Here is a 22,912-nt window from a genome sequence, read left to right on the forward strand (position 1 = left end):
CCATGCGTGATACTTTCCAAATCCTTCCGACCGTGAACCTGCCGCTGACGGCGCTGCTTTTGGCGTCCACCGCGCTTGTCGGCTTCGCCCAGGCCAAGGCGCAGGAACTGCCGACCGGCGGCAGCGTCGCCTCGGGCGGCGTGACCATATCCAAGCCGTCATCGTCGCAGCTTACAATCAAGCAGTCGACCAATTCGGCCATCGTCAACTGGCAGAGCTTTTCCATCGGCGCCGGCGCGAGCGTCGATATCGATCAGCCGAATTCGTCGTCGGTTATGCTGAATCGCGTCACCGGCAACACCAAGTCGACCATTGCCGGCCAGCTCAAAGCCAACGGGCAGGTCTTCCTGGTCAACCCGAACGGCATCGCCATCTCCAAGACCGGCAAGGTGAGCGCGGCCGGCTTCGTCGGCTCCTCGCTCGATATCAGCGATGAGGACTTCAAGGCCGGCAAGCTGAGATTCAAGGGCAAGGGCGCTTCCGCCGCGGTGACGAATGAAGGGTCCGTCTCGATCGGCTCCGGGGGATATGCGGCCTTGCTCGGCGGCAGCGTCGACAATTCCGGCACGGTCAGCGTGCCGCTCGGCAAGGTCGGGCTGGGCTCGGGCGAGGAGGCGACACTCGATCTGTCGGGCGACGGATTCCTGCAGATCGCGGTGCCGACCAAGGCGGATGGCACCGGCGCGCTGGTCGGCAATTCGGGCGTGATCAGCGCCGATGGCGGCCGGGTCGAGATCAAGGCGGCTGCGGCCAAGGAAGCGGCGCGGCAAGCCGTCAACATGTCGGGGCTTGTCGAGGCGCGCACTGTCTCTGGCCAATCCGGCGAGATCGTGCTTGGCGGCGGCGACGGCTCGGTAGAAGTGTCGGGCAAGCTCGACGCTTCGGCCAAGGCCGGCGGCCAGAGCGGCAAGGTGACCGTCACAGGCAGGAAACTGAAGCTGAAGGGTGCGACCGTCGATACCTCGGGCAAGGATGGCGGCGGCACGGTCAAGATCGGCGGCGACAAGCAGGGCTCGGGTACGCTGCAGCATGCCGCGACCACTGAGATCGACAAGGACACGACGATCAGCGCCGATGCGACCGGCAATGGCGACGGCGGCACCGTAATCGTCTGGTCCGACGAGCAGACTGCATTCGCCGGCAAGATCTCGGCCCGTGGCGGTGACCAAGGCGGCAATGGCGGCTTCGTCGAAGTCTCCGGCAAGCAGAGGCTCGACTTCACCGGTTCGGCCGATCTTCGCGCCCGCTTCGGCTATACGGGCGATCTTCTGCTCGATCCCTACAACGTCACCATCTCCAACGCTGCAGGCAACACCGGCGGCAGCATGAGCGTCAACACCGATGACAGCGTCATCAACGTCACGATGCTGCAGAACCTGCTGGCGACCGCCAACGTCACCATCTCGACGGGCAGCGGCGGTTCGCAGGCCGGCGACATCACGGTTGCGGCGCCGATTACCTGGAGCGCCAACACGCTGACGCTCGATGCCTATCATTCGATCGTCTTCAACGCCGATGCCACGATCGGCGGTGTCGGCGGGCTGGCGCTGGTCACCAATCATGGCGGCAGCGGCGGCGTGATGTCCTATGCGCTCGGCACCTCGGTGACGTTTACCGGCACCCAAGGCGCGCAGGCGCTGTCGATCAACGGTCAGAGCTACACGTTGATCTACGACGTCAACGGCCTTCAGGCGATCAACAATGGCCTCAGCGGGCGCTATGCGCTCGCCAACACCATCGATGCCAGCGACACCTACAACTGGAACGGCGTCAAGGGCTTCATACCGCTCGGCACCGATGGCAACACCAACATCCTGAACGGCGGCAACGGCTTCAACGGCACGTTCGACGGCCTCGGCAACACCATCGACTATCTGCGGTCGACACCAGGCGGGGCCAACTATGCCGGCCTGTTCGGCTATATCGGCGGTGGGGGCGCGGTGCGCAATGTCGGGCTTGTCGATGTCTCCGTCATGGCCTCCTACGAAACAGGCGCCATTGCCGGCTGGAACAAAGGGTCCATCTCCGGCGTGTGGGCAAGCGGGCAGATCCACGGCGCCGGCTCTACAGGCGGACTGGTCGGCCGGAACGACGGCTCGATCACCCGGTCATTCTCGACCGTGGGGGTGAATGCGCGTGACGACAATAATGCTGGCGGGCTTGTCGGCTTCAATGCTGCCGGCGGGACGATCAGCCAGTCCTATTCGTATGGCTGGGTCCTTGGCTCACGTTTCGTCGGCGGGCTTGTGGGACAGAACCAGGGGTCGATCAGCGATTCGTATTCGACCGGGCCAGCCAGTGGGACGCTCGGAGAGCCCACGGTGGGCGGATTGGTGGGGCTGAACTACGGCAGCGTCACCAATGGCGCCTTCGACATGACGACATCGGGCTTGAGCAACGCCTTTGGCGGCGGCAGCAACGCGGGCAGCGCAATCGGCCTTACCACCGCCGACTTCCAGAACGGCGCCGGCAATGGTTTGAGCACTGCCTTCGGCGGCGGCTCGGGCGGCCTCTACCCCTATCTGAAAAGCTTCTATCCAAACGGTGTGCAGGCGATCTCCGGCATCGCCTACAAGGACAGCGGCGCCACGCCGCTGTCGTCGGGCACGCGCCAGCCCGACTATGTGAAGAATCCCGGGCTCGTTACGGCGGTCGCCAACGGCGTCGACCTCGGCACGGTATCGACCGGCGTCAACGGCTATTATTACATCGCGACGCCGACCGGCACGATCGGCAGCAGCGTCCTGGTCTATACGGTGCAGGACGGCGGCCCCAACGCCGCCGGGGCGCAGAACGCGGTGACGCTCCGGACGGGCCTGTCGGACGGGAATGTCTCCAACCTCAATGTCTACGGCAACTGGCGTCTCGACGAGGCGGACGCCTCGATCACGTCGCTTTCGGCGCTGCAGGACGTCGCCGCGGCGACCGTTGGATCGACCTATGTCGGCAGCCTCTCCTTCGCCAATTGGCAGATCGAGACGGCGGCGACGACATTCGCGCTCGACCAGGCCATATCGATCGGCAGCGGCACGCTGGCGCTGTCGTCGAACGGCGCGGTCACACAGACGAGCAGCCTGAGCGCGGGCTCGCTATGGCTTGGCGGCACGGGCGCTTTCAACCTGACCAATGCCGGCAACCAGGTCGGCACCGTCGCCGTCAATGCCGGATCGGTCAACCTGGCGGATCTCGGCGGACTCGTCATCGGCAGCGCCGCCAGCGCGCGCGGCGTGACGACAACCGGCGCCAACACGACGGGGCAGGTCCAACTGCAAACCACCGGCGACCTGACGATCGCGGCGAGCGCGAAGGTCAGCGGTACCGATCCGGTGCTGGCGGCAGGCGGCAAGTTCATCAACAGCCGAGGCAGCGATGCCGTGACCGCGACGAGCGGGCGCTGGCTGGTCTACGCCGCCGCGCCGACCGGCAACACATTCGGCAATCTCAACAGCGGCAACACCGCGGTCTGGAACACGGCGGCCGGCGGCGCCGTGAGCGCCGCCGGCAATCGCTATGTCTTCGCCTACCAGCCGACGCTGACCTTCACCTCCCAAAGTGCTTCCAAGGTTTATGGCGACGCCGCCATGCCGACATTGACCTACACGGTGACGGGCTATCAGGCAGGGGTGGCCAACGCCTATCTCGGCGACAGCGCCAGCACCACTTTCACCGGCGCGCCGTCGCTCTCCACGCCCAATCCGCTTGCCACCCAGCAACTCGGAGCCGGGACCTACGCGATCACCGTCGGCGCCGGCGATATCACTGTCTTGAACGGCTATGGGCTCGCCTTCAACAGCGCCGGCTGGTTCACCGTGGCCAGGCGCGCGGTCACGGTCACGGCCGATGCCGATCAGCACAAGACCTATGGCGACGCGGATCCGGCGCTCACCTATTCGGTTTCGGATCTCGGCAGCGGCGTCGCCCTGGTCGGCGCACTCGGCCGCGAAGCAGGCGAGGACGTCGGCACCTACGCCATCGGCCAAGGCACGATGACCAATGCCAACAACGCCAATTACGACATCACCGTAGTCGGCGCCGGCTTCACCATCGGCAAGCGGGCCATCACGGTCACCGCCAACGCCAATCAGGGCAAGTCCTATGGCGATGCTGACCCTGCCTTGACCTATTCGGTTTCCGATCTCGGCAGCGGCGAGGCGCTCGTCGGTTCGCTCGATCGGGCTTCCGGTGAGAATGTCGGCAGCTACGCCATCAGCCAAGGCACGCTGACCAACGCCAACAATTTCAACTACGAGATCAGCTTCGTCGGGTCGGATTTCGAGATCGGCAAGCGAGCGGTGACGGTCACGGCCAAGTCCGGCCAGGGCAAGACCTATGGCGACGCCGATCCGTCGTCCTATAGTTTCACCTACAGCTCTCTCGGCAACGGCGTGGCACTTGTCGGCTCGCTGGAGCGCGCGGCGGGCGAGAATGTCGGCAACTACGCCATCGGCCAGGGCACACTGACAGATGCCAACAATTCGAACTACGACATCACCTTCGTCAGCACGGATTTTGACATTGCCAGACGGGCGGTGACGGTGACGGCCAATGCCGGCCAGGGCAAGACCTACGGCAATGCAGACCCCTCATCCTACAGCTACACCTATTCCGACCTCGGCAGCGGTGTCGCCCTTGTCGGCGCTCTCGACCGAGAGGCTGGCGAGAACGCCGGCAGCTACGCGATCGGCCAAGGCTCGCTGACCAATGCGAACAACGCCAATTACGACATCACTTTCGAGGGCGACAATTTCAACATCGGCAAACGCTTGGTGACGGTGACGGCGACGGCGGGCCAGCACAAGACCTATGGCGATGCCGATCCGACACTCGGCTACAGTTTCTCCGATCTCGGCAACGGCGTTGCGCTGGTCGGCGCGCTCGATCGCGAGGCTGGCGAGAATGCCGGCAATTACGCGATCGGCCAAGGCTCGCTGACCGATGCCGCAAATTCCAACTACGACATCACCTTCGTCGGCGCCGACTTCACCATCGCCAGGCGGGCGATCACCGTCACGGCCGATGCGCAAAGCCGTCGTCCGGGCATGTCCAATCCGCCGCTCACCTACACAATCAGCGGACTTGGCCTGGTCGCCGGCGACATGCTCAGCGGCTCGCTTTCGACCGAGGCGACCACGGCGAGCGAGCCGGGCAGCTATGCCATCGAACAAGGCAGCCTGAGCGCGTCGGCGAATTACGAACTGACCTATGTCGGCGCCAATCTGGTGGTGCAGCGGGCCAATGTCATGCCGACGGTCGGTGCCGCCAGCACCGTGGCCTCCAACGCCGCCACGCACGGCAGCGGGCAGCCGGCGCATGTCTTCTTCACCGGCCGGCCGGCGGGCGACACGCAAACGGTGGTCGAGGATCCCCGCTTCGACAAGGCCGCGTTCTGCCGAGCCATGGGCGTGGTTTCCACCGTATGTCTCCTGGCCTCGGCTGAGCAGGGCGTCGGCAGGTGATGGGCGCGCCAACCGGTAATCGAAGGTCAACTGAAGTTCTCGTGTGGACTTTGCAGCGTGGAAGCGGCTACCTATCCTGATGCCTTGACGTCGTTTGCCAAGGCCGCCCGGGTGAAATGATGCCGAGAACAATCCGGACACTGACCGCCAGCGAAGTGGAAGCGCTCGTCGACTGGGCGGCCAGGGAGGGATGGAATCCAGGCATTGGCGATGCCGCGGCGTTCCGGACGGCCGATCCCGACGGATTCATCGGCGCTTTCGTTGACGGAGAGATGGTGGCCGGCATTTCGGCCGTCGCATACGGCCCGGGCTTCGGTTTCATCGGCCTCTATATCTGCCGGCCTGACCGGCGTGGCGAGGGCCACGGCAAGGCGGTCTGGGATGCCGGCATGGCACGCCTCGGCAACCGCATCACCGGTCTCGACGGGGTGGCCGAGCAACGGGCCAATTACCAGCGCATGGGCTTCGTGCCGGTTTATGAGACCGTCCGCTACAGCGGCCGGCCCGCCGGATTGCCGGAGGGTGGCGACATACGGCCAGTGACGGCCGACGACATGGCCGGGATACTCGCCTGTGACCACCGGTGTTTCCCGGCGCCGCGGGAAGCCTTCCTCCGGGAGTGGCTGCGGCAGCCCCGGATTGCGCTGCTTTCTGGCGGATCGGGCGGCATTGCCGGCTACGGCGCGGCCCGCCGATGCCGGGAAGGCTTCAAGGTCGGGCCGCTATTCGCCGACAGGACGGACCTTGCCCTGGCGTTGCTGGCGGACCTCGCGGGTCGGATCGGCAACGAGGCATTGCATATCGACGTCCCGGCCAGCCAGGTTCAGTTCACCGCCATGCTTCAGGCCGCCGGCATGGTCCCCGGCTTTGCGACGACACGCATGTACAAGGGCGGCAAACCCGGCAACGTCCCGTCGACGGTTTTCGGCATCACGACGCTCGAGTTGGGATGATCGGGGGCCGGCGAAGCTGCTGCAGTCATTGTTTTGCCTGGCTGGTCCATGCGACAGAGCCCCATGACGTGATTTAGGGACATGGTTTGCCTTTGCCGGGCGCTACGTGGCGTGGAGGTTATCGAATGGCTGGCAGGACGGTTCTGATCGCCGGTGGCGCCGGGGGCATGGGTCTTGCGACCGGACTGCGCCTCGCGGCCGACGGCGAGCGGATCGCGCTCGCCGATCTTCCCGGCCCCAAGCTCGACGCAGCCGTGGCCAAGATTGTCGCGAGCGGAACGGATGCAGTCGGCTTGCCGCTCGACATCCGCTCCGTCGCTGCCTGCCGCGACGTGGTGGCCAAGGCCAGGGATTGGGGCGGCGCCATAGACATCCTCGTCAACGCCGCCGGCGTCTGGCTCGAGGGGCCGGCGAGCGGGGTCGAGGAAGATCAGTGGGACCTTGTGCTGGACGTCAATCTCAAGGGCGCGTTCTTCCTGATCTCGGCGGCTGTCCCGCATCTGGCTGCAGCGCAAGGCGTGATCGTCAACATCGCGTCCGACGCCGGCCTCGTCGGCAACAATGGGGCGGCCGTCTATTGCGCCTCGAAGGGCGGGTTGGTTCTGCTGACCAAGGCTCTCGCACTGGAACTCGCCCCGCAAGGCATCAGGGTCAATGCCGTTTGCCCCGGCGATACGGCAACGCCGATGATCGAATATCAGGCCAGGACCTATGGTGGGGACGATCCCGACGGCTACAAGCGCCGGCTTCTCGGGCACTATCCGCAGGGGGACAAAGCAAGGTTCATTCAGGTGGAAGAGATCGCATCCTTCATCCACTATCTCTGCCAGCCGGACGCGGCGCCGATCACCGGGGCCGCGCTTTCGATCGATTTCGGCGTCAGCGCCGGCTATTGAAAAAAGCCTGGGCGGTTTCATCGCGGGCATGATTGCCCGCGTCGGCATGCCAATCGTGGAGAGGAAATGATCGTGTTCCGCAAGTCTCGCAAGGCGCTGGTGACCGGCGCGGGCGCCGCCGACGGCATCGGTATCGCGACCGCGCGGGCGCTGGGCGAGGCCGGCCTTTCAGTCGTCATCACCGCTTCGTCCGCGCGCGTCGAGCAGCGGGCCGAGGAATTGCGGGCGGAGGGGCTTGATGTCCGCGCCGTCGTGGCCGACCTGACGCTTTCGGGCGATGTCGAGCGCTTGTGCTCGCAGGCCGGCGAAATCGACGTCCTCGTCAACAACGCCGGGATGGGGACTGTCGGCCAGCCGGCGCTGCAGCGCCGGTTTCTCGACCTCAGCGAAAGCGACTGGGACCGCGGCATCGACGTCAGCCTGAAAACCGCGTTCCTGAGCACACGCGGATTCCTGGCCGGCATGGTGCAACGCGGACATGGGCGCGTCGTCAACATGGCTTCGGTGACGGGCCCCTACGTATCCAATGAGGGCGAGGCCGCCTATTCCGCGGCCAAGGCCGGCATGATCGGGCTGACGCACGCGCTCGCCCTGGAGGTTGGCCGCAGCGGCGTCACCGTCAACGCCGTGGCTCCGGGCTGGATCGCGACCGGCGCATCGACGCCGGAGGAACTCGCCGCTGCCCGCAACACGCCGCTCGGGCGCGCGGGCAGCCCCGGGGAAGTCGCGGCCGCCGTTTTGTTTCTGGCGTCCGACGGAGCCAGCTATGTCAACGGCGCCGTCCTCGTGGTGGATGGCGGCAACATCCTGCAGGAACGCAAGGGATAATAGTGCGGCCGAGCGTGGGCGTCGCTTGGCCGATCGTTGCCGCTTTGAATGGACACAAGTGTACATTCGCGCTAGACATGAGCTTCGCGCTGCCCGTTCGCTGTTCGGCGATCAATGGCAAGGCGAGTGTCCAGGGAGCGATTGATGCACAAGCTCGGGCTGCAGACAGGGCGGTCAAGCCTTTACGATGAAGCGACATGTCCGACCTGTGACGGCGGCTTGAGCGCATGACGAGACACTATTCGGCGCTTTCGCTCTTCAAGGAGGGCATCGCCGGTCAGACCGGTTGGGAAAAGGCCTGGCGCTCACCCGATCCGAAGCGGCGCTATGACGCCATCATCATCGGGGGCGGGGGGCACGGCCTGGCGACGGCCTACTATCTCGCAAAGAATCATGGGGTCACCAACGTGGCCCTGCTGGAAAAGGGCTGGATCGGCGGAGGCAACACCGGCCGCAACACCACCGTGGTGCGCTCCAACTACTTCTATCCTGAAAGCGCGGCGATCTACGGTCTGGCGCACAGTCTCTACAAGACGCTCTCGAAGGACCTGAACTACAATGTGATGTTTTCCGCGCGCGGCATTCTAACGCTCGTGCACAGCGAAGCGGCAATGGAAACCGCTGCGCGAAGCGTCAACGCCATCCAGGTCAACGGCATCGACTGCGAGTTGTTCTCGGTCGAGGACGTGCGCCGTGTCGTGCCGATCTACAATTTCAGCCCGGACGCCCGCTACCCGGTCTATGGCGGCACCTGGCAGCCGAGCGGCGGCACCGCCCGTCATGACGCCGTCGCCTGGGGCTATGCGCGCGCTGCAAGCCGCCTCGGCGTCGATATCATCCAGAATTGCGAGATAACCGACTTCATCATCGAAGGCGGTCGCTGCCGCGGCGTCGTCACCACGCGCGGCGCGATCCGCGCCGAGCGTACGGGCATGGCGGTCGCCGGCCATTCGTCTGTGCTGGCGGCCAAGGCGGGGTTCCGGCTGCCGGTCAATTCCTACGCGCTGCAGGCCTGCGTGTCCGAACCGGTCAAGCCGATCATCGACACGGTGGTGATCTCGCCGGACACGGGCGTCTATGTCAGCCAGTCGGACAAGGGTGAACTGGTCATCGGCGGCGCGCTCGACCGCATCCCGTCCTATGGCCAGCGCGGCAACCTGCCGGTGCTGGAAGGCGTGATCGCCGGCATGCTCGAAATGTTCCCGATCTTCGGCCAGCTGAAGATGATGCGGCAATGGGCCGGCATCGTCGATGTCGTCCCGGATTCCTCGCCGATCATTGGTGAATCACCACTGCCTGGCCTCTTCCTCAATTGCGGGTGGGGCACGGGCGGCTTCAAGGCGATCCCCGCAGGCGGCACGCTGCTTGCCCATCTGCTCGCCACCGGCAGGCATCACGACATCAGCCGGCCCTTCGATCTCGACCGCTTCGCGCGCGGCCGCCTGATCGACGAGGCGGCCGGCTCCGGCATTGCGCATTGAAGGTGTAGAACAAGATGCAGCTCTTTCCCTGCCCCTTCTGCGGGCCGCGTGAAGAAAGCGAATTCCATTATGGCGGCGAGGCCGGCAATCTCCGTCCCGACGGCGAGGTGACCGCCGAGCGCTGGGCCGGTTATCTCCATATGCGCGACAATCCGAAGGGACCGACCCGGGAGATCTGGGTGCATATGACCTGCGGCGAGTTCTTCGCCATGAGCCGCGACAGCGTCAATCACAAGGTGTCGGGCTCTTCCGTGCTCGGCGATGTGGAGCACGGCGCATGAGCGCTTCCCGTCTCGCCACCGGCGGCAGCGACATCGACCGCGGCTGCCCGCTGAGCTTCACCTTCGACGACAGGCGCGTCGAGGGTTTTGCCGGCGACACGATCGCCTCGGCCTTGCTCGCGAGCGGCCAGGCGGTGGTTGGCCGCAGCTTCAAATACCATCGACCGCGCGGCATTTGGGGCTCCGGCGTCGAGGAACCCAACGCGCTGGTCGATGTCGAGAGCGCGGTCGGCCGGGTGCCGAACGCGCGCGCCACGACCGTGCAAGCCGCGGAAGGCATCAGGGTCAGGAGCGTCAATGCTTCGCCGACGGCCGAGACCGACCGCAACGCCGTGCTCGACCGCTTCGCCCGCTTCCTGCCGGCCGCCTTCTACTACAAGACCTTCATGTGGCCGGACTGGCACCTGTTCGAACCGCGCATCCGCGCCATGGCCGGACTTGGCGTCGTCGACCCGGACTGGAAGCCGCGCCAGGTCTCGGACCAAGTCAACCACCATTGCGACGTCCTGGTGGTCGGCGCCGGGCCCGCCGGACTTGCCGCCGCAGCCAGCGCGGCGGCGGCCGGACACTCGGTCGTCCTGGTCGACGACCGGACGCAGCCCGGCGGCTCGCTGCGTCATCGCGGCGGCGAAATCGACGGCGTCGAGGGCAGGGCGTGGGTCGAGGCGGCTGTTGCCAGGCTGAACAGCGGCGGACAGCTGGTGCTGAGCGACACGACCGCCTTCGGCCTTTACGACCACAATCTGGTCGCGCTCAACCAGCGCCACGCCGACGGCAGGCCGGACACGCTATGGCGCGTGCGGCCCCGCCGCATCGTGCTGGCGACGGGCGCGATCGAACGGCCTGTGCCGTTCGCCAACAACGACCTGCCCGGAATCCTTTCCGCCGATGCGGCGCTCAGCTACCTGCGCCGGCATGGTGTGCTTGTCGGTCGGGACATCGTGGTCGCGACCAACAATGACAGCGCCTATGAGCCGGCCCTGGCGTTGGCCGCGGCTGGCGCCTCGGTGATGGTGGTCGATTGCCGGCGCGAAGGCGGTGCGCAGGCGAAGTCTGGCATTCGCGTCCTGGCTGGGCGCACGATCACGGCGGCGCGCGGGCGCAATGCCGTCCAGGGCGTCCTGCTGGACGACGGCACGACCGTTGCGGTCGATTGCGTTCTCGTCTCCGGCGGCTGGACACCCACCGTGCATCTGTTCTCGCAGGCGAAAGGCAAGCTCGCCTGGAGTGATCAGCTTGCGGCCTTCATTCCCGGCGAAGCCATCGAAGGGATCGGCGTCGCCGGCGCCGTCGCCGGCACGGTCTCGCTTTCGGAGGCCCTGGCTAGCGGCGTCGCGGCCGCCGGCGACTTCGCCTCATCGTCGCCGGCGCCTCGCGGCACGGGTTCGGAAGCAATGCTTGGCGTCGTCAGCCTGTGGCCGAAACCCAAGGCCAAGGGGCGCGTCTGGATCGACTATCAGAGCGACGTCACCGCCAAGGATGTCGAGCTCGCGGTGCGGGAGAATTTCGTCTCGGTCGAGCACCTGAAGCGCTACACCACGCTTGGCATGGCGACCGACCAGGGCAAGACCTCGAACCTCAATGGCCTGGCGCTGCTGGCGGACATCACCGGGCGCGGCATTCCGGAAGTCGGCACCACGACCTACCGGCCGCCCTTCACGCCTGTTCCGTTCGCCAGCCTGGCCGGATCACGCCGCGGCAGCATGCACGCTCCGGTCCGCCGCCTGCCGCTGGAGGCAAATCATCGCGCCGCTGGCGGAGTGTTCCAGGAATATGGCGGTTGGCTGAGACCGGCCTATTATGGCGGCGGCGAAGCCGGCGCCTCGATCCAGGAGGAGGCGCGGCGGGCCCGGCAATCCGTGGCGCTCTTCGATGGCTCGACGCTGGGCAAGATCGAGGTGATCGGCCCGCGCGCGGCCGAGTTCGTCGACTTCATCTATTACAACACCATGTCGACCCTGAAGCCGGGCCATTGCCGCTACGGCTTCATGCTGTCGGAGAACGGCGTCGTCTTCGATGACGGCGTCCTGGTCCGCGTGGACGAGCATCGCTTCATCGTCTCCTGCTCGTCCTCGCATGTCGCCGCGGTCCATGCGCGCCTCGAGGAATGGCGGCAGGACCGCTTCGGCCGCGACTCGGTCTATATCCACAATGCCACGGCGCAATACGCCACCTTGACCGTTTCGGGTCCGAATGCGCGCCAGGTGGTGGAGGCGCTCGATCTGGGCGCAGCACTTGACGATGCCAGCCTGCCGCATATGGCCGTCGCCGCCGGCCGCTTTGCCGGTGATGAGGTGCGTATCGCCAGGGTCTCCTTCACGGGCGATCGAAGCTACGAGATCTCCATACGCGCCGACCGGGCCGAGGCGCTGTGGACGAGGATGCGGCAGGAGGGCCGCGCCTTCGACGCCGTGCTGCTCGGGCTCGAATCGCTGATGATCCTGCGCGCCGAGAAAGGCTACATCGTCATCGGCAAGGACACCGACGGCACCACCATGCCACATGATCTCGGCGTCGCCGGACCGCGGACCAAAAGGGTCAATGAGTTCGTCGGCCGGCGCTCGCTTTTCACCGAAGCGGCGAACAGCACGAACCGCAACCAGCTTGTCGGCCTGGCCGTTCGCGAAGGCGAGGCGCCGCTGGCCACCGGCGCGCATGGTGTCGAGAAAGGCGGGAGCGGCCTCAAAAGCATCGGCTTCGTCACCTCCAACTATCAGAGCCCGACGCTGGGACGCCCGGTTGCCCTGGCGCTCATCGAACGGGGCGCGGCGCGGCACGGCGAAACCATCGACGTTCAACATCTGGGTGTCGTGCGGCAGGCGACGATCGTCGCGCCTTGCGCCTTCGATCCGGAGGGGAGGCGGCTCCATGCGTAACCTTGCCGAAAAATGGCCGGCGGCGCCCGACTGGGCCAGCTCCACGCTCAGCAAAGGCAGCGTCAGCGTGCGGACGGTTGGCGGGCTGAACCAGCTTCTGGTCAGCGGCGACCTCGCGGCCTGGTCGAAGGCTTCGGGGCTTGCCGGCGAAGGCGTCGGCGCCGGCGCAATTGCCAGCGGCGACAAATACATGGTGCGGATCGCGCGCGACCGCCTTCTTACGGTCGCGGCGCAGCCGTTCCCCATTGCGGCCGGCTGGCAAGCGGCCGGCTTCGCGGTCACGGTCATGGATGCGGGACTGCATGTGTTCGAGATCGAGGGGCCGGAGCTGGATCGCCTGATCGCCAGGGGCACGACGCTCGATCCGGGAGCGGCAAGCCCTTCGGCGTCAATCCTTTTCGCCGGCGTCAGCGTCCTCTTCTACCGGTTCGGCAACCCCGAGCGGGCGCGTTTCCACGTCGAGCGGAGCCTTGCCCCCTATGTTTGGGAGTGGCTCGAACAGGTGCAACTATTGTAGCGGGGGCGGTTTCAGGTCTATCTAGCCGGCGTTCAAACTCGGCCGGCCCGCTATGCTTTCCGATTCCAATGCTGATGAAGTCGTGCGGCGGTCCGGCCTGATCGGCAACACCAAGGTGACGCGCGAGGACTGGATGAACCTCGCGCTGGAGACGTTGATCTCCGAGGGCGTGGAGGCGGTGCGCGTGCTGGCGCTCGGGCAGAAGCTCAATGTCTCCCGGTCCAGCTTCTACTGGTATTTCAAGAGCCGCCAGGACCTGCTCGACCAGCTGCTGGACTACTGGCGCAACAACAACACCCGTTTCATCGTCGAGCAGGCCGGCCGGCCGGCTGCGTCGATCACGCAGGCGGTGCTCAATATCTTCGAGTGCTGGCTGGACGAGAAGCTGTTCAATCCGCGGCTGGATTTCGCGGTGCGCGCCTGGTCGCGCCAGTCCGCAAAAGTGCATCGGGTCGTCAACGAGGAGGACGACGCGCGCGTCGATGCCATCCGCGCCATGTTCTCGCGGCACGGCTATGCGGACACCGAAGCGTTCGTGCGGGCGCGCGTGCTCTACTTCACGCAGATCGGATATTACTCGCTCGAGATCGTCGAGCCGGTCAGCAACCGTCTGTTCCTGACGCCGGCCTACCTGCTCACGCACACCGGCAGGGAGCCTCGCGCAGGGGAGGTCGAGGCATTTACCGAAAAGATGCTGGCGAAAAGCCCCGGCTGACCAGTCTCAGCGTGTTCACCCGCTATCTCGCCACGGGCGGCGTAGTGCCGCTGGTGGCAGGCCGACGCGCGCGATGGCCAGGAGCGGCTCTCTCGCCTATACAGGCGTTTTTTCAGCCTGATCGTCTATCCGTGACCCCTGCCGCCCGCCTGCAAGCCACAATCGAACTTATGCATGAAGTCGATAGCGTCGCGCGTCCCGCGGATGCTGTGGTCTCGGCCTGGTTTCGAGCCCGGCGCTATATCCACGACATCGACCGTGGTCGGATTTTAGAATTGCTCTATGCGCTTCTGCGACACCATGCACGGCTTGGCTGGTGGCTGGGCAGGCATGGGCGCGAGGATGAGCCCCGCAACCGGCTGCTTGCGTGGCTGACTCTGAAGGAAGGCAGGACGCTCGATCAGGTCAAACGCCTGTTCAATGGCGCGAAATTCGCGCCTGCCATGCTGACCGACCACGAGCACGCCCTGCTGCTCAAATTGCAGGGAGGCACGATCGACCATCCCGGCATGCCGGAAGAGGTGCGCCTTGAATGCCCGTCCTGGGCGGCCGATCCCCTGCGGCGCCGTTTCAGGGAAGCGTTCGGGCAGGAGATGGCCGCGCTTCTGACGCCAGCACCGCTTGACCTGCGCGTCAATCCGATCAAGGCGACGCGCGAAGCCATGCTTCGCGCGCTGAAAGATCTCGGCTTGCGGGCGGAGGTGTCTGCCATGGCTCCTTACGGCATTCGTGTGCATGAGCGCCCGTCGCTGGCGAGCCTGCCGATGCTGAAAAACGGTGAGGTCGAGATCCAGGACGAAGGCTCGCAGCTTGTCGCGATGCTGGTCGATGCCCGGCCGGGCGAGCGCGTGGTCGATTTCTGCGCCGGGGCCGGCGGCAAGACGCTGGCCATCGCCGCGCAGATGAACAACAAGGGCCATGTTGTCGCCTGCGACGTCATGGAAGGCCGCTTGAAGCGCGGCGCCGAGCGCTTCCGGCAGGCAGGATTGCACAATATCGAGACCAGGCTCCTGGCCGGCGAAACGGATCGGTGGATCAAGCGTCATAAGGGCGGTTTCGATCGCGTGCTGGTGGACGCGCCATGCAGCGGCACCGGCACATGGCGACGCAATCCCGATGCACGCTGGCGCGCGCAGGAGGAACAGGATCTGGACAAGCTCGTGTCGTTGCAGGCCCGGATTCTTGCGAGCGCGGCGCGCCTGGTGAAGCCCGGGGGCCGGCTGGTCTACGCGACATGCTCCATGCTGTCCGAGGAGAATGAGAACCAGGTGGCCGCATTCCTAGCGGCGCATCCCGCCTTTCGTGCCGTGCCGCTTCGCGAGGCCGCGCCGCGGCTGACGAACTCATCTCATCCGGACTATCTGTCGCTGACGCCCGCGCGCAACGACACTGACGGCTTCTTTGCTGCCGTCATGCAGCGAGAAGGCGCGCTCGCAGGCGGGCCGCCCATAGCCATCCGCGGTCCATTTCCTGAATGACCCGAATGGGGCCGATAACAGGTCGGAAGCTTGAGGTATAAATAGCCAGAGACGGTGAGGCACGCCGCTTGCCTACCAATGAACTGACCCCAAGCAGTCATGCCAGGGCGATCGGCCCGCGAAGTCTTCAGACAGCTGTCACCGGCATCGCAACCAGGACGGAGCCGCCTTCCACCCTCGCAGGGTAGGTTCGCAGATTTATGCAGGGCGGTGGGCGCGTGGCCGCGCCGGTGCGGTAGTCGAAGGCGCCAGCATGTTTCGGGCATTCGACCTCGTAGTCCATGACTAGCCCATCGGCGATATGCACGGCCTCATGCGTGCACAAGCCGTCGGTGCAGAACACCTCGTCGTCGGGCGAGCGGAAGACGGCGTAGGTCCGGCCCTCGTGGTCGAAACGTCGGGCACCCTCCTGTTCGATGTCATCGAGGCCGCAAGCCCTGATCCAATTGGTCATTTTTCCCATCCGTAAAATTCGATCGCGGCGCAGCTCCGCATAGCCTTCATAGCCGCCCGGAGGCCCCGCACGCGGCTGTGCGTGCAGATGTCATTTGATGGCCGCCGCGTTGGCGCGTGCCTTCTTCTTTTCGTAGCGGGCCTGCATGCGGGCCTCGCCTTCCTTGCTGCCGTCGTGGAAGGTGCCGAACCAGCGGTCGAACGGAATCAAGCCGTCGCCGTAGTTCACCTCGAAATATCTGTGGTGGAGGTAATGGATATAGGCGTGGCTATCGACGCCGGCGCCTTCGGTAAGCTCGATCTTGTCGAAGCCGACGTGGCCGGGAATGGCGCCGAAGCCGGCATAGTGGAGCTGGTAGAGCGCCAAGAGCGGGTTCGACGGGATGATCAGGTGCCAGAAAGCGACGCCGAGATAGCCGAGCTGCTCCACCGGGTGCATCGACAGCGACGACCAGGGGGACGGGTTGACCGAATTGTGGTGCACCGAATGCACCCATTTGTAGAGGGGACCCCAATGGATCGCCCGGTGCAGCAGGAAGAAATGCGTCTCGTGGATGATCGGCACCACCAGCGCCAGGCAGAGCAGGTAGACCGGATGCTCCGCGAAGGTCAGCCACGGCACATAGCCATTGGCGTAAGCGTAGAGGATCGCCACCTCGATCGCCGTCCAGATCGGCATGCCGGTGCCGAAGGTGCGGAGCATGTTGTCGATATTCTGGTTCTCGAAGAAGAAGGCCTTGTTCTTCTGCTCCGAGGGCCATTTGCCGTTGTATTTGAAACGGCTGCCCTGGGCTCTCAAAATGTAGAGTCGAAGCTCGAAGGCGCCGAAGAAGACCAGCAGCGCCACGCAGTTGACGATGAACAGGCGCAGGACCCAGCCGGCGGAGAGCGTCTTCATCACCTCGACGTCGGGCAGCACGTAGCGCCACCAGACGACGGCCGTAAGCGCGAAGAGCAGATTGTAGGGCAGGAAATAGCTCGGCAGCCATTTCAGCACCGCCAGCGGGCGCGGCGGGAAGACGAAGAGCGGCGCGGTGCCGGCCGGTTCGTTCGGAGCCCAATCACCCCTTTTGTTGCGCGTGCCGTATTGCAGGTCGTCCATGGTGGCCTCACAGAGACTGAGAGAGGGTGAGGAAGCGGTCGTAGGCGGCATCGTCCATGTCCACCTGGTGCTTCGCTTCGGGATAGCTGCCTTCGGCGACGTCGCGGCCGAAGGCGCGGAAGGCGCTGATGCGCTTTTCCTGCAGCTCGGCTTCCAACGTGACAAAGTCGGCATAGCGCTTGGCATGGCGCGGATAGTGGCCGGCATGCGTCCCCAGCACATCGCAGGAGAACAGGTATTGCGTGTCGCAGGCGTTGCCGCAGCCCATGCCCATGGTGATCAGCGGAGTGGAGCGGGTGATGTGCTCGGCGAGTCGCACCGGCACGACCTCGACCTCGATGCAGGCGGCGCCCGCATTCTCGAGGTCCTTCGCCGCGCGCAGTACGTTGAGCGCTTCCTCGGCGGTGCGGCCGATGGCGCGGAAATTCGTCCAGGTGGCGCGGTTAGGCACCAGGCCGACGTGGCCGGTGACGGGAATGCCTTCCGCCGCCATGGCCTCAATGAAGCGCGGCGAGTGTGAGGAATAGACCGCATCGGCGCCGCGCTTCATCATAGCGAAGCCCAGCCGCACCGCCTCCTCAGGCGAGGCCGCCGCGCCATGCGGCATGCCGACGGAGAGGAACGCGTAAGGTGCCGCCCGTCGGATGGCTTCCAGATTGTGATCGGGCTCGCAGGAGAGGATGACGATATCGCAGGCGGCTGCGGCAGCGGCCTCGGCCGGCGTGTCGACATGGAGCTGCAGCCATTTACGGCTGCCTTTGGCGCTCCGCAGGTCGTATGTCGTCAGCCGCCTTGCCACTGGTCATCCTCCCGTTTCGCAAGGGGATAGCACCGCGTGCTCGCTGGCGCCGCTTGTTCCTTGATCAAATCAGATCAAACGTTTTCGGCCGTGAAGGTGATGAAGCGGATCGGCGGGTTTCCGACCGGCAAGTCATGCAGGTTGAGCTCGGCGAGCACCAGGTCAATGGCGCGGCGCGCCTGCGCTTCTGGCGCCTGGTCGAGCACGACATCCATCGTGCCCTCGCGCAAGGCCTTGGTGCTGCGCTCGGTGAGTTCATGGCCGACGAAGAAGATATCGCGGCCTCTGCCGTGCTTGCGCAGCACCTTGTTCAGTGCGGTGTTGGCGCCGCCAGCATTGTAGAGGCCGGCAAGGTCGGGCCACCGCTTCAACGCCTCGTGCAACTGCTCGGCATTACGATCGCCATCGTCAAAGCCGAAAAGGGCCGCGACCGGCTCGAAGTCCGGGCCCTCCTCGATCAGGTAATCGAAGAAGCCGCGCACGCGGTCGCGATGCACGCGGTAGATCTGACTATGGCAGATCGCGATCACCTTGCCCGGCCGGCGCTGCATCTTGGCCATGAGCAGCCCGGCCATGCGGCCAGCGGCATAATTGTCGATGCCGACATAGGTGCTTTTGGTCCGGGAAATTTGGGTGACGATCTGCACCGTCGGGATGTTCTCCGCTTCGAGTTTCCGCAAGGCGTCGCTGACCAGCGGATGGTCGGGCACGGCGAGAATGAGCGCCGCGCGGCGCAGATCGGGTTCCAGGATGCGTTTGGCGATCGCCGCCGGCTTCGCCTCGTCGAGAAAGGTACGGTGCACGGCGATCGAGCGGTCGAGCGTCGCGGCGATGCGCTCGAAGGCACTGGAAAGACGGGCGAAGAAGGTCGCGTCCGGCCTGACCAGGATCACCTCGATGCGAATGACGCCGCGATGCGCCTCCGGCAGCCGGCGCGGATAATCGAGCGAACGCGCCGCCGCCACCACCTTCTCGACGGTCTGCGGCCGAACCCCACCCCTGCCGTTCAGCACGCGCTCGACCGTGGCCGTGCCGACACCGGCGCGGCGCGCAATCTCTAGGAAGGTGGGCTTAGGAATCTTGGTCCTCCGCTGTCTGTACGCCGGAGCCTAGCCGGCTGCACATGCTTTTTCCAAGACATGTGCCTTCCTTCGGCATCGAATGCGCATGTGCGACCCCCGGCATAGTCGGCCAAAATGTCGGCTTTCGAGAGCGGTAACGGCCGCCTCGCCAAGTTGCCGGCGAAATCGGGTCTGCCTGTGGCTCGGATCGCCACCCGGCAGATCAGCTATGCTGACGGTGCTATCTGCTTACTTCTTTGGGAAGGGCACGCCCTTGGTGGTGAATCGCTGCCCCCTGCCGATGGGTCGTACGGGGCGCTTGGTGCCGGCGGCCTTGCCGGTGCCGGGCGGCTGGTGGGCGGGCACGAGCTGGTCGGGGCGGGGACCGATAAGGTCGGCGCGGCCCATCTCCTTCAACGCGTCGCGCAGCAGCGGCCAATTGTCGGGGTCATGGTAGCGCAGGAATGCCTTGTGCAGACGGCGCTGCCGCCCGCCGCGAACGGTCTCGACCTTGTCGGTCGCGCCGCGCCGCACACCCTTCAGCGTGTTGACGCCGGTATGGTACATGGCCGTCGCCGTGGCCATGGGCGAGGGCAGAAAGGTCTGCACCTGGTCGGCACGGTAGCGGTTCTTCTTCAGCCAGAGGGCCAAATGCAGCATGTCCTCATCGGTCGTGCCGGGATGGGCAGCGATGAAATACGGAATGAGATAGTATTTCTTGCCGGCTTCCTTGGCGGCTGCGTCGAACATCTCCTTGAAGCGGTCATAGGTGCCGATGCCGGGCTTCATCATCTTGTCGAGCGGCCCGCGCTCGGTGTGCTCTGGCGCGATCTTGAGATAGCCACCGACGTGGTGGGTCACCAGTTCCTTGACATATTCGGGGCTCTTGACGGCGAGGTCGTAACGCACGCCGGAGGCGACCATCACCTTCTTGACGCCCTTGACCTCGCGGACCTTGCGGTAGAGCCGGATCAGGTCGTCATGCGAGGTGTTGAGGTTGGGGCAGATGTCGGGAAACACGCAGGACGGCAGGCGGCAGGCCGCTTCGATCTTGGGGTCCTTGCAGGCCATCCGGTACATGTTGGCGGTCGGCCCGCCGATATCGGAGATGACGCCGGTGAAGCCCGGGGTCTTGTCGCGGATCTTCTCGATCTCGCGCAGGATCGAGCCTTCGGAGCGGTTCTGGATGATGCGGCCTTCATGCTCGGTGATCGAGCAGAAGGTGCAGCCGCCGAAGCAGCCGCGCATCACCGTCACCGAGAACTTGATCATGTCCCAGGCGGGAATCTTGGCGTCGCCATAGGACGGGTGCGGCGCGCGCGCGTAGGGCAGGTCGTAGACGGCATCCATCTCCTCGGAGGTCAGCGGGATGGGCGGCGGATTGAGCCACAGGTCGCGATCGCCATGGCGCTGGACGAGCGGGCGTGCGTTGCCGGGGTTGGCCTCGCGGTGCAGCACGCGCGAGGCGCGAGCGTAGGCGTCGCGGTCGCCCTCGACCTGCTCGAACGACGGCAGCCGGATTACGATGTCGCCCGGCTTGCGGCTCGCGCCCTCGTCGGCGGAATCGAGATCGTCGGCGTGCAGTTCGGTGAAATGCTCGGGCACGCGGCGGAACAGGGCGACGCCCCTTATGGTGTCGAGCTGGCGCGGCGTGTCGCCGGCGGCGAGCCGGTTCGCCACCTCGACGACGGCGCGCTCGGCATTGCCGTAGATCAAAAGATCGGCCTTGGCGTCGGCCAGGATCGAGCGGCGCACCTTGTCGGACCAATAGTCATAGTGGGCGATGCGGCGCAGCGAGGCTTCGATGCCGCCCAGCACCACCGGCACGTCCTTGTAGGCCTCGCGGCAGCGCTGCGTATAGACGATCGTGCAGCGGTCCGGCCGCTTGCCGCCCTCGCCGCCCGCCGTATAGGCGTCGTCATGGCGCAGCTTGCGGTCCGACGTATAGCGGTTGACCATGGAATCGAGGTTGCCGCCGGTGACGCCGAAGAACAGTTTCGGCCTGCCCAGCGCCTTGAACGGCTCCGCCGACTGCCAGTCGGGCTGCGAGATGATGCCGACCCGAAAACCCTGTGATTCGAGCAGGCGGCCGATGATCGCCATGCCGAAGCTCGGATGATCGACATAGGCGTCGCCTGTGACGAGCACGATGTCGCATTCATCCCAGCCGAGCGCCGCCATCTCGGCGCGGCTCATCGGCAGGAATGGCGCTGCCCGCCCCGCGGGAGACCCGCGGACGGACAGCGGAATGATTTCTTTCTGGGCGCTGGCTATGGTTTCCATCGGCGACGTATAGGCCGCCGCCCGAGCGAATTCAATTAAGCTCGATCTTGGGTTCCGAAAGCATGGCCGCCCGAAGCAGGACTCATTCGCCATCAACGCTGCCGGCGTCCCGGCATGACAAAGGAGTTCGAGGGTGTGTCTCAACCCGGCATCATGATGCAGTTATCAACCCAACTCCCGTATGAAGGACCCGTCGACTTTGAGGCCGCAGGCGTTGTGGAAATCGACATTCAGGCGCCAACCCGATGGGTGATGGGCAGCCGTTAGCAGCGCAAAGCCATCGCCCGGTGCAAAACTTGTCTGGACTTCGCAGCGATACGGCCCGCTCGCCAAATCGGGAAAGAAGAAGGTCTCATCAGCCTGGAAATTGTCGGCAACGCCATTCGCGAACGGATAAGGCGCGTACAGACCGGAACTATGGACCGAATGCAGGATGCACTGCTTGCCGGTAATGCAGTTTGTCACGCGGGCGGTAACAAGGCTGCTGAGGTGCTCATCACCGGACAGGAAGACAATTCGCGTGATTTCCTCGTCGCAAACAAACTTGAGCAATGCGTGCACGGAGCGTGGGTATCCATCCCATGCGTCGGAATGTAAGGCGCAGCTGGGGTCTTCGGCCACTTCTCGCCGACGTGGCAGGATGGCTGAAGGTGTAAGAACAAACTTGGGCAGCTCGGCATATTCGGGTCTGGTCAGCCATTTGCAGAGCTTGTCGAACTGTTTGGGGCCCATGATCCTCGCCTTGTTCCAATTCGAAGCCGTGCGCCCCTCCCGCTCCGTACGTGTGTCACTGAGGAAAAAAGGGATGCCATCGTGGGTGAAATTGCGCCAAAGATGAGCCGGTAGGCGCCCGGTTTTGCCACGTTGATATTTAAGGTACGCCTGTTTGCCTGACACGATATCGGTGTCTTCGCTGCGCATTTTGGGATCGGGATCGTTGGCCCAGTTGTCCCGGATTTCGTGATCGTCCAACATGGTTTCGACCGCCAGATCCAAGCGCTGCATCACCGCCATGACACCGCGACTCTGACCGCGACGTTCATATGCCATTCGGAAGCGATCATCGGTTACCTTGGGGTCGAAGAGGCCGGCGGTTGCATCGATGTACACCTGATCACCGGCCAGAAGCAGCAAGGTTGGCGCACCGCTTTCGCCTAGCAGATCGGCAAGCGCGAGCAGGGAGGCATCGGCAGGCCCTCGTGTGGCATGCTCGCTGTCGGGCATATGGTCCAGGAAGTCACTGGGATATTGGCAACTGGCGAGGGCGAAACGAATATGCGTTGGCCGGCCACCCGTCTGGCGGTCGTAGCTTCGGCGCAATTTCTTAGGATCGCCTACGATTAGGCCGCCGCGCAAGTCGTCAATCGTGTCAGCCTCCAGCGCATCACGAGCCGCCCGGACGGCCTCGGTCACGGCCTTCAGCGCGTGTGGAAGGGTATCGAAGACATCCGGCGTTGGAGCTGACAAATCGGGCCGTCGCGGCAACCGGGCAAGGCCGCCGATACCCTCGGCCTGTACGTACAGCAGCAGCACCAGGACCTGCTCCGCGGGAGGCCATTCGTGGAGCGGCACATCGAACACGTACGGGGATGCACTTTGCGGTTTGTAAAGACCAACCAAACTCTCGCCTTGTTCCATCTGGTCGGGACCAGGTGCAGGCCCTGTCTCGACCATGCAAAGCCGATTTCCTGCTCGGTGAACGGGGACAAGGAGGGCGGCATGGGGGAACCCGC

General features: G+C 65.0%; 16 protein-coding genes. 10 read left to right on the forward strand and 6 right to left on the reverse strand.

What is annotated here, in order from left to right; genetic code table 11:
• Positions 1 to 2: 2 nt before the first annotated feature.
• From DPM35_RS07335 to DPM35_RS07380, 10 genes are all read left to right on the forward strand, one after another.
• Entirely contained in the window at positions 3 to 5,456 is a 5,454-nt protein-coding gene (locus DPM35_RS07335; RefSeq protein ID WP_112126632.1) for an MBG domain-containing protein, read from the forward strand.
• 119 nt (positions 5,457 to 5,575) lie between these two features.
• The gene (locus DPM35_RS07340; RefSeq protein ID WP_112127090.1) at positions 5,576 to 6,409 is read left to right on the forward strand and encodes a GNAT family N-acetyltransferase; all 834 of its coding nucleotides are present in this window, start codon (positions 5,576 to 5,578) and stop codon (positions 6,407 to 6,409) included.
• 125 nt (positions 6,410 to 6,534) lie between these two features.
• The gene (locus DPM35_RS07345) at positions 6,535 to 7,305 is read left to right on the forward strand and encodes an SDR family NAD(P)-dependent oxidoreductase (protein ID WP_112126633.1); all 771 of its coding nucleotides are present in this window, start codon (positions 6,535 to 6,537) and stop codon (positions 7,303 to 7,305) included.
• Positions 7,306 to 7,371: 66 nt separating this feature from the next.
• Positions 7,372 to 8,133: an SDR family NAD(P)-dependent oxidoreductase gene (locus DPM35_RS07350; RefSeq protein ID WP_112126634.1), complete on the forward strand. Its 762-nt coding sequence runs from the start codon at positions 7,372 to 7,374 to the stop codon at positions 8,131 to 8,133.
• A gap of 227 nt (positions 8,134 to 8,360) precedes the next feature.
• Entirely contained in the window at positions 8,361 to 9,614 is a 1,254-nt protein-coding gene (locus tag DPM35_RS07355; protein WP_112126635.1) for a sarcosine oxidase subunit beta family protein, read from the forward strand.
• Between the two features lie 14 nt (positions 9,615 to 9,628).
• Entirely contained in the window at positions 9,629 to 9,895 is a 267-nt protein-coding gene (locus DPM35_RS07360; protein ID WP_112126636.1) for a sarcosine oxidase subunit delta, read from the forward strand.
• On the forward strand, positions 9,892 to 12,771 hold the full coding sequence (locus DPM35_RS07365; protein WP_112126637.1) for a sarcosine oxidase subunit alpha family protein: 2,880 nt from the start codon (positions 9,892 to 9,894) through the stop codon (positions 12,769 to 12,771). The genes DPM35_RS07360 and DPM35_RS07365 overlap by 4 nt, the downstream gene beginning before the upstream one ends.
• Entirely contained in the window at positions 12,764 to 13,288 is a 525-nt protein-coding gene (locus DPM35_RS07370; protein WP_112126638.1) for an aminomethyltransferase family protein, read from the forward strand. The genes DPM35_RS07365 and DPM35_RS07370 overlap by 8 nt, the downstream gene beginning before the upstream one ends.
• 52 nt (positions 13,289 to 13,340) lie before the next feature.
• The gene (locus DPM35_RS07375; protein ID WP_112126639.1) at positions 13,341 to 14,003 is read left to right on the forward strand and encodes a TetR/AcrR family transcriptional regulator; all 663 of its coding nucleotides are present in this window, start codon (positions 13,341 to 13,343) and stop codon (positions 14,001 to 14,003) included.
• A gap of 11 nt (positions 14,004 to 14,014) precedes the next feature.
• Positions 14,015 to 15,481 (forward strand): RsmB/NOP family class I SAM-dependent RNA methyltransferase, encoded by a 1,467-nt coding sequence (locus DPM35_RS07380; RefSeq protein ID WP_245431462.1) that lies wholly within the window; start codon positions 14,015 to 14,017, stop codon positions 15,479 to 15,481.
• A gap of 127 nt (positions 15,482 to 15,608) precedes the next feature.
• Here DPM35_RS07380 and DPM35_RS07385 read toward each other — a convergent pair whose 3' ends face one another.
• From DPM35_RS07385 to DPM35_RS07410, 6 genes are all read right to left on the reverse strand, one after another.
• The gene (locus tag DPM35_RS07385) at positions 15,609 to 15,935 is read right to left on the reverse strand and encodes a MocE family 2Fe-2S type ferredoxin (protein ID WP_112126641.1); all 327 of its coding nucleotides are present in this window, start codon (positions 15,933 to 15,935) and stop codon (positions 15,609 to 15,611) included.
• Positions 15,936 to 16,025: 90 nt separating this feature from the next.
• Positions 16,026 to 17,036 (reverse strand): sterol desaturase family protein, encoded by a 1,011-nt coding sequence (locus DPM35_RS07390; protein ID WP_112126642.1) that lies wholly within the window; start codon positions 17,034 to 17,036, stop codon positions 16,026 to 16,028.
• Positions 17,037 to 17,043: 7 nt separating this feature from the next.
• The gene (locus DPM35_RS07395) at positions 17,044 to 17,835 is read right to left on the reverse strand and encodes a 3-methyl-2-oxobutanoate hydroxymethyltransferase (RefSeq protein WP_112126643.1); all 792 of its coding nucleotides are present in this window, start codon (positions 17,833 to 17,835) and stop codon (positions 17,044 to 17,046) included.
• A 74-nt stretch (positions 17,836 to 17,909) separates the two neighbouring features.
• Positions 17,910 to 18,914, reverse strand: coding sequence for a LacI family DNA-binding transcriptional regulator (locus DPM35_RS07400; protein WP_112126644.1), 1,005 nt, complete (start codon positions 18,912 to 18,914; stop codon positions 17,910 to 17,912).
• 231 nt (positions 18,915 to 19,145) lie between these two features.
• Positions 19,146 to 21,179 carry a YgiQ family radical SAM protein gene (locus DPM35_RS07405; protein ID WP_112126645.1) on the reverse strand — a complete coding sequence of 678 codons (2,034 nt, stop codon included), beginning with the start codon at positions 21,177 to 21,179 and terminating at the stop codon, positions 19,146 to 19,148.
• A gap of 165 nt (positions 21,180 to 21,344) precedes the next feature.
• On the reverse strand, positions 21,345 to 22,853 hold the full coding sequence (locus DPM35_RS07410; protein WP_181591946.1) for an alkaline phosphatase D family protein: 1,509 nt from the start codon (positions 22,851 to 22,853) through the stop codon (positions 21,345 to 21,347).
• Between the last annotated feature and the right edge of the window lie 59 nt (positions 22,854 to 22,912).

The organism is Mesorhizobium atlanticum, assembly GCF_003289965.1.
GTDB lineage: Bacteria > Pseudomonadota > Alphaproteobacteria > Rhizobiales > Rhizobiaceae > Mesorhizobium > Mesorhizobium atlanticum.

Coding starts and splice junctions, on each gene's coding strand:
- DPM35_RS07345 (WP_112126633.1), top strand. CDS start 6,535: ATGGCTGGCAGGACGGTTCTGATCGCCGGTGGCGCCGGGGGCATGGGT.
- DPM35_RS07385 (WP_112126641.1), bottom strand. CDS start 15,935: ATGACCAATTGGATCAGGGCTTGCGGCCTCGATGACATCGAACAGGAG.
- DPM35_RS07340 (WP_112127090.1), top strand. CDS start 5,576: ATGCCGAGAACAATCCGGACACTGACCGCCAGCGAAGTGGAAGCGCTC.
- DPM35_RS07355 (WP_112126635.1), top strand. CDS start 8,361: ATGACGAGACACTATTCGGCGCTTTCGCTCTTCAAGGAGGGCATCGCC.
- DPM35_RS07410 (WP_181591946.1), bottom strand. CDS start 22,853: ATGGTCGAGACAGGGCCTGCACCTGGTCCCGACCAGATGGAACAAGGC.
- DPM35_RS07365 (WP_112126637.1), top strand. CDS start 9,892: ATGAGCGCTTCCCGTCTCGCCACCGGCGGCAGCGACATCGACCGCGGC.
- DPM35_RS07350 (WP_112126634.1), top strand. CDS start 7,372: ATGATCGTGTTCCGCAAGTCTCGCAAGGCGCTGGTGACCGGCGCGGGC.
- DPM35_RS07360 (WP_112126636.1), top strand. CDS start 9,629: ATGCAGCTCTTTCCCTGCCCCTTCTGCGGGCCGCGTGAAGAAAGCGAA.
- DPM35_RS07335 (WP_112126632.1), top strand. CDS start 3: ATGCGTGATACTTTCCAAATCCTTCCGACCGTGAACCTGCCGCTGACG.
- DPM35_RS07375 (WP_112126639.1), top strand. CDS start 13,341: ATGCTTTCCGATTCCAATGCTGATGAAGTCGTGCGGCGGTCCGGCCTG.
- DPM35_RS07405 (WP_112126645.1), bottom strand. CDS start 21,179: ATGGAAACCATAGCCAGCGCCCAGAAAGAAATCATTCCGCTGTCCGTC.
- DPM35_RS07390 (WP_112126642.1), bottom strand. CDS start 17,036: ATGGACGACCTGCAATACGGCACGCGCAACAAAAGGGGTGATTGGGCT.
- DPM35_RS07370 (WP_112126638.1), top strand. CDS start 12,764: ATGCGTAACCTTGCCGAAAAATGGCCGGCGGCGCCCGACTGGGCCAGC.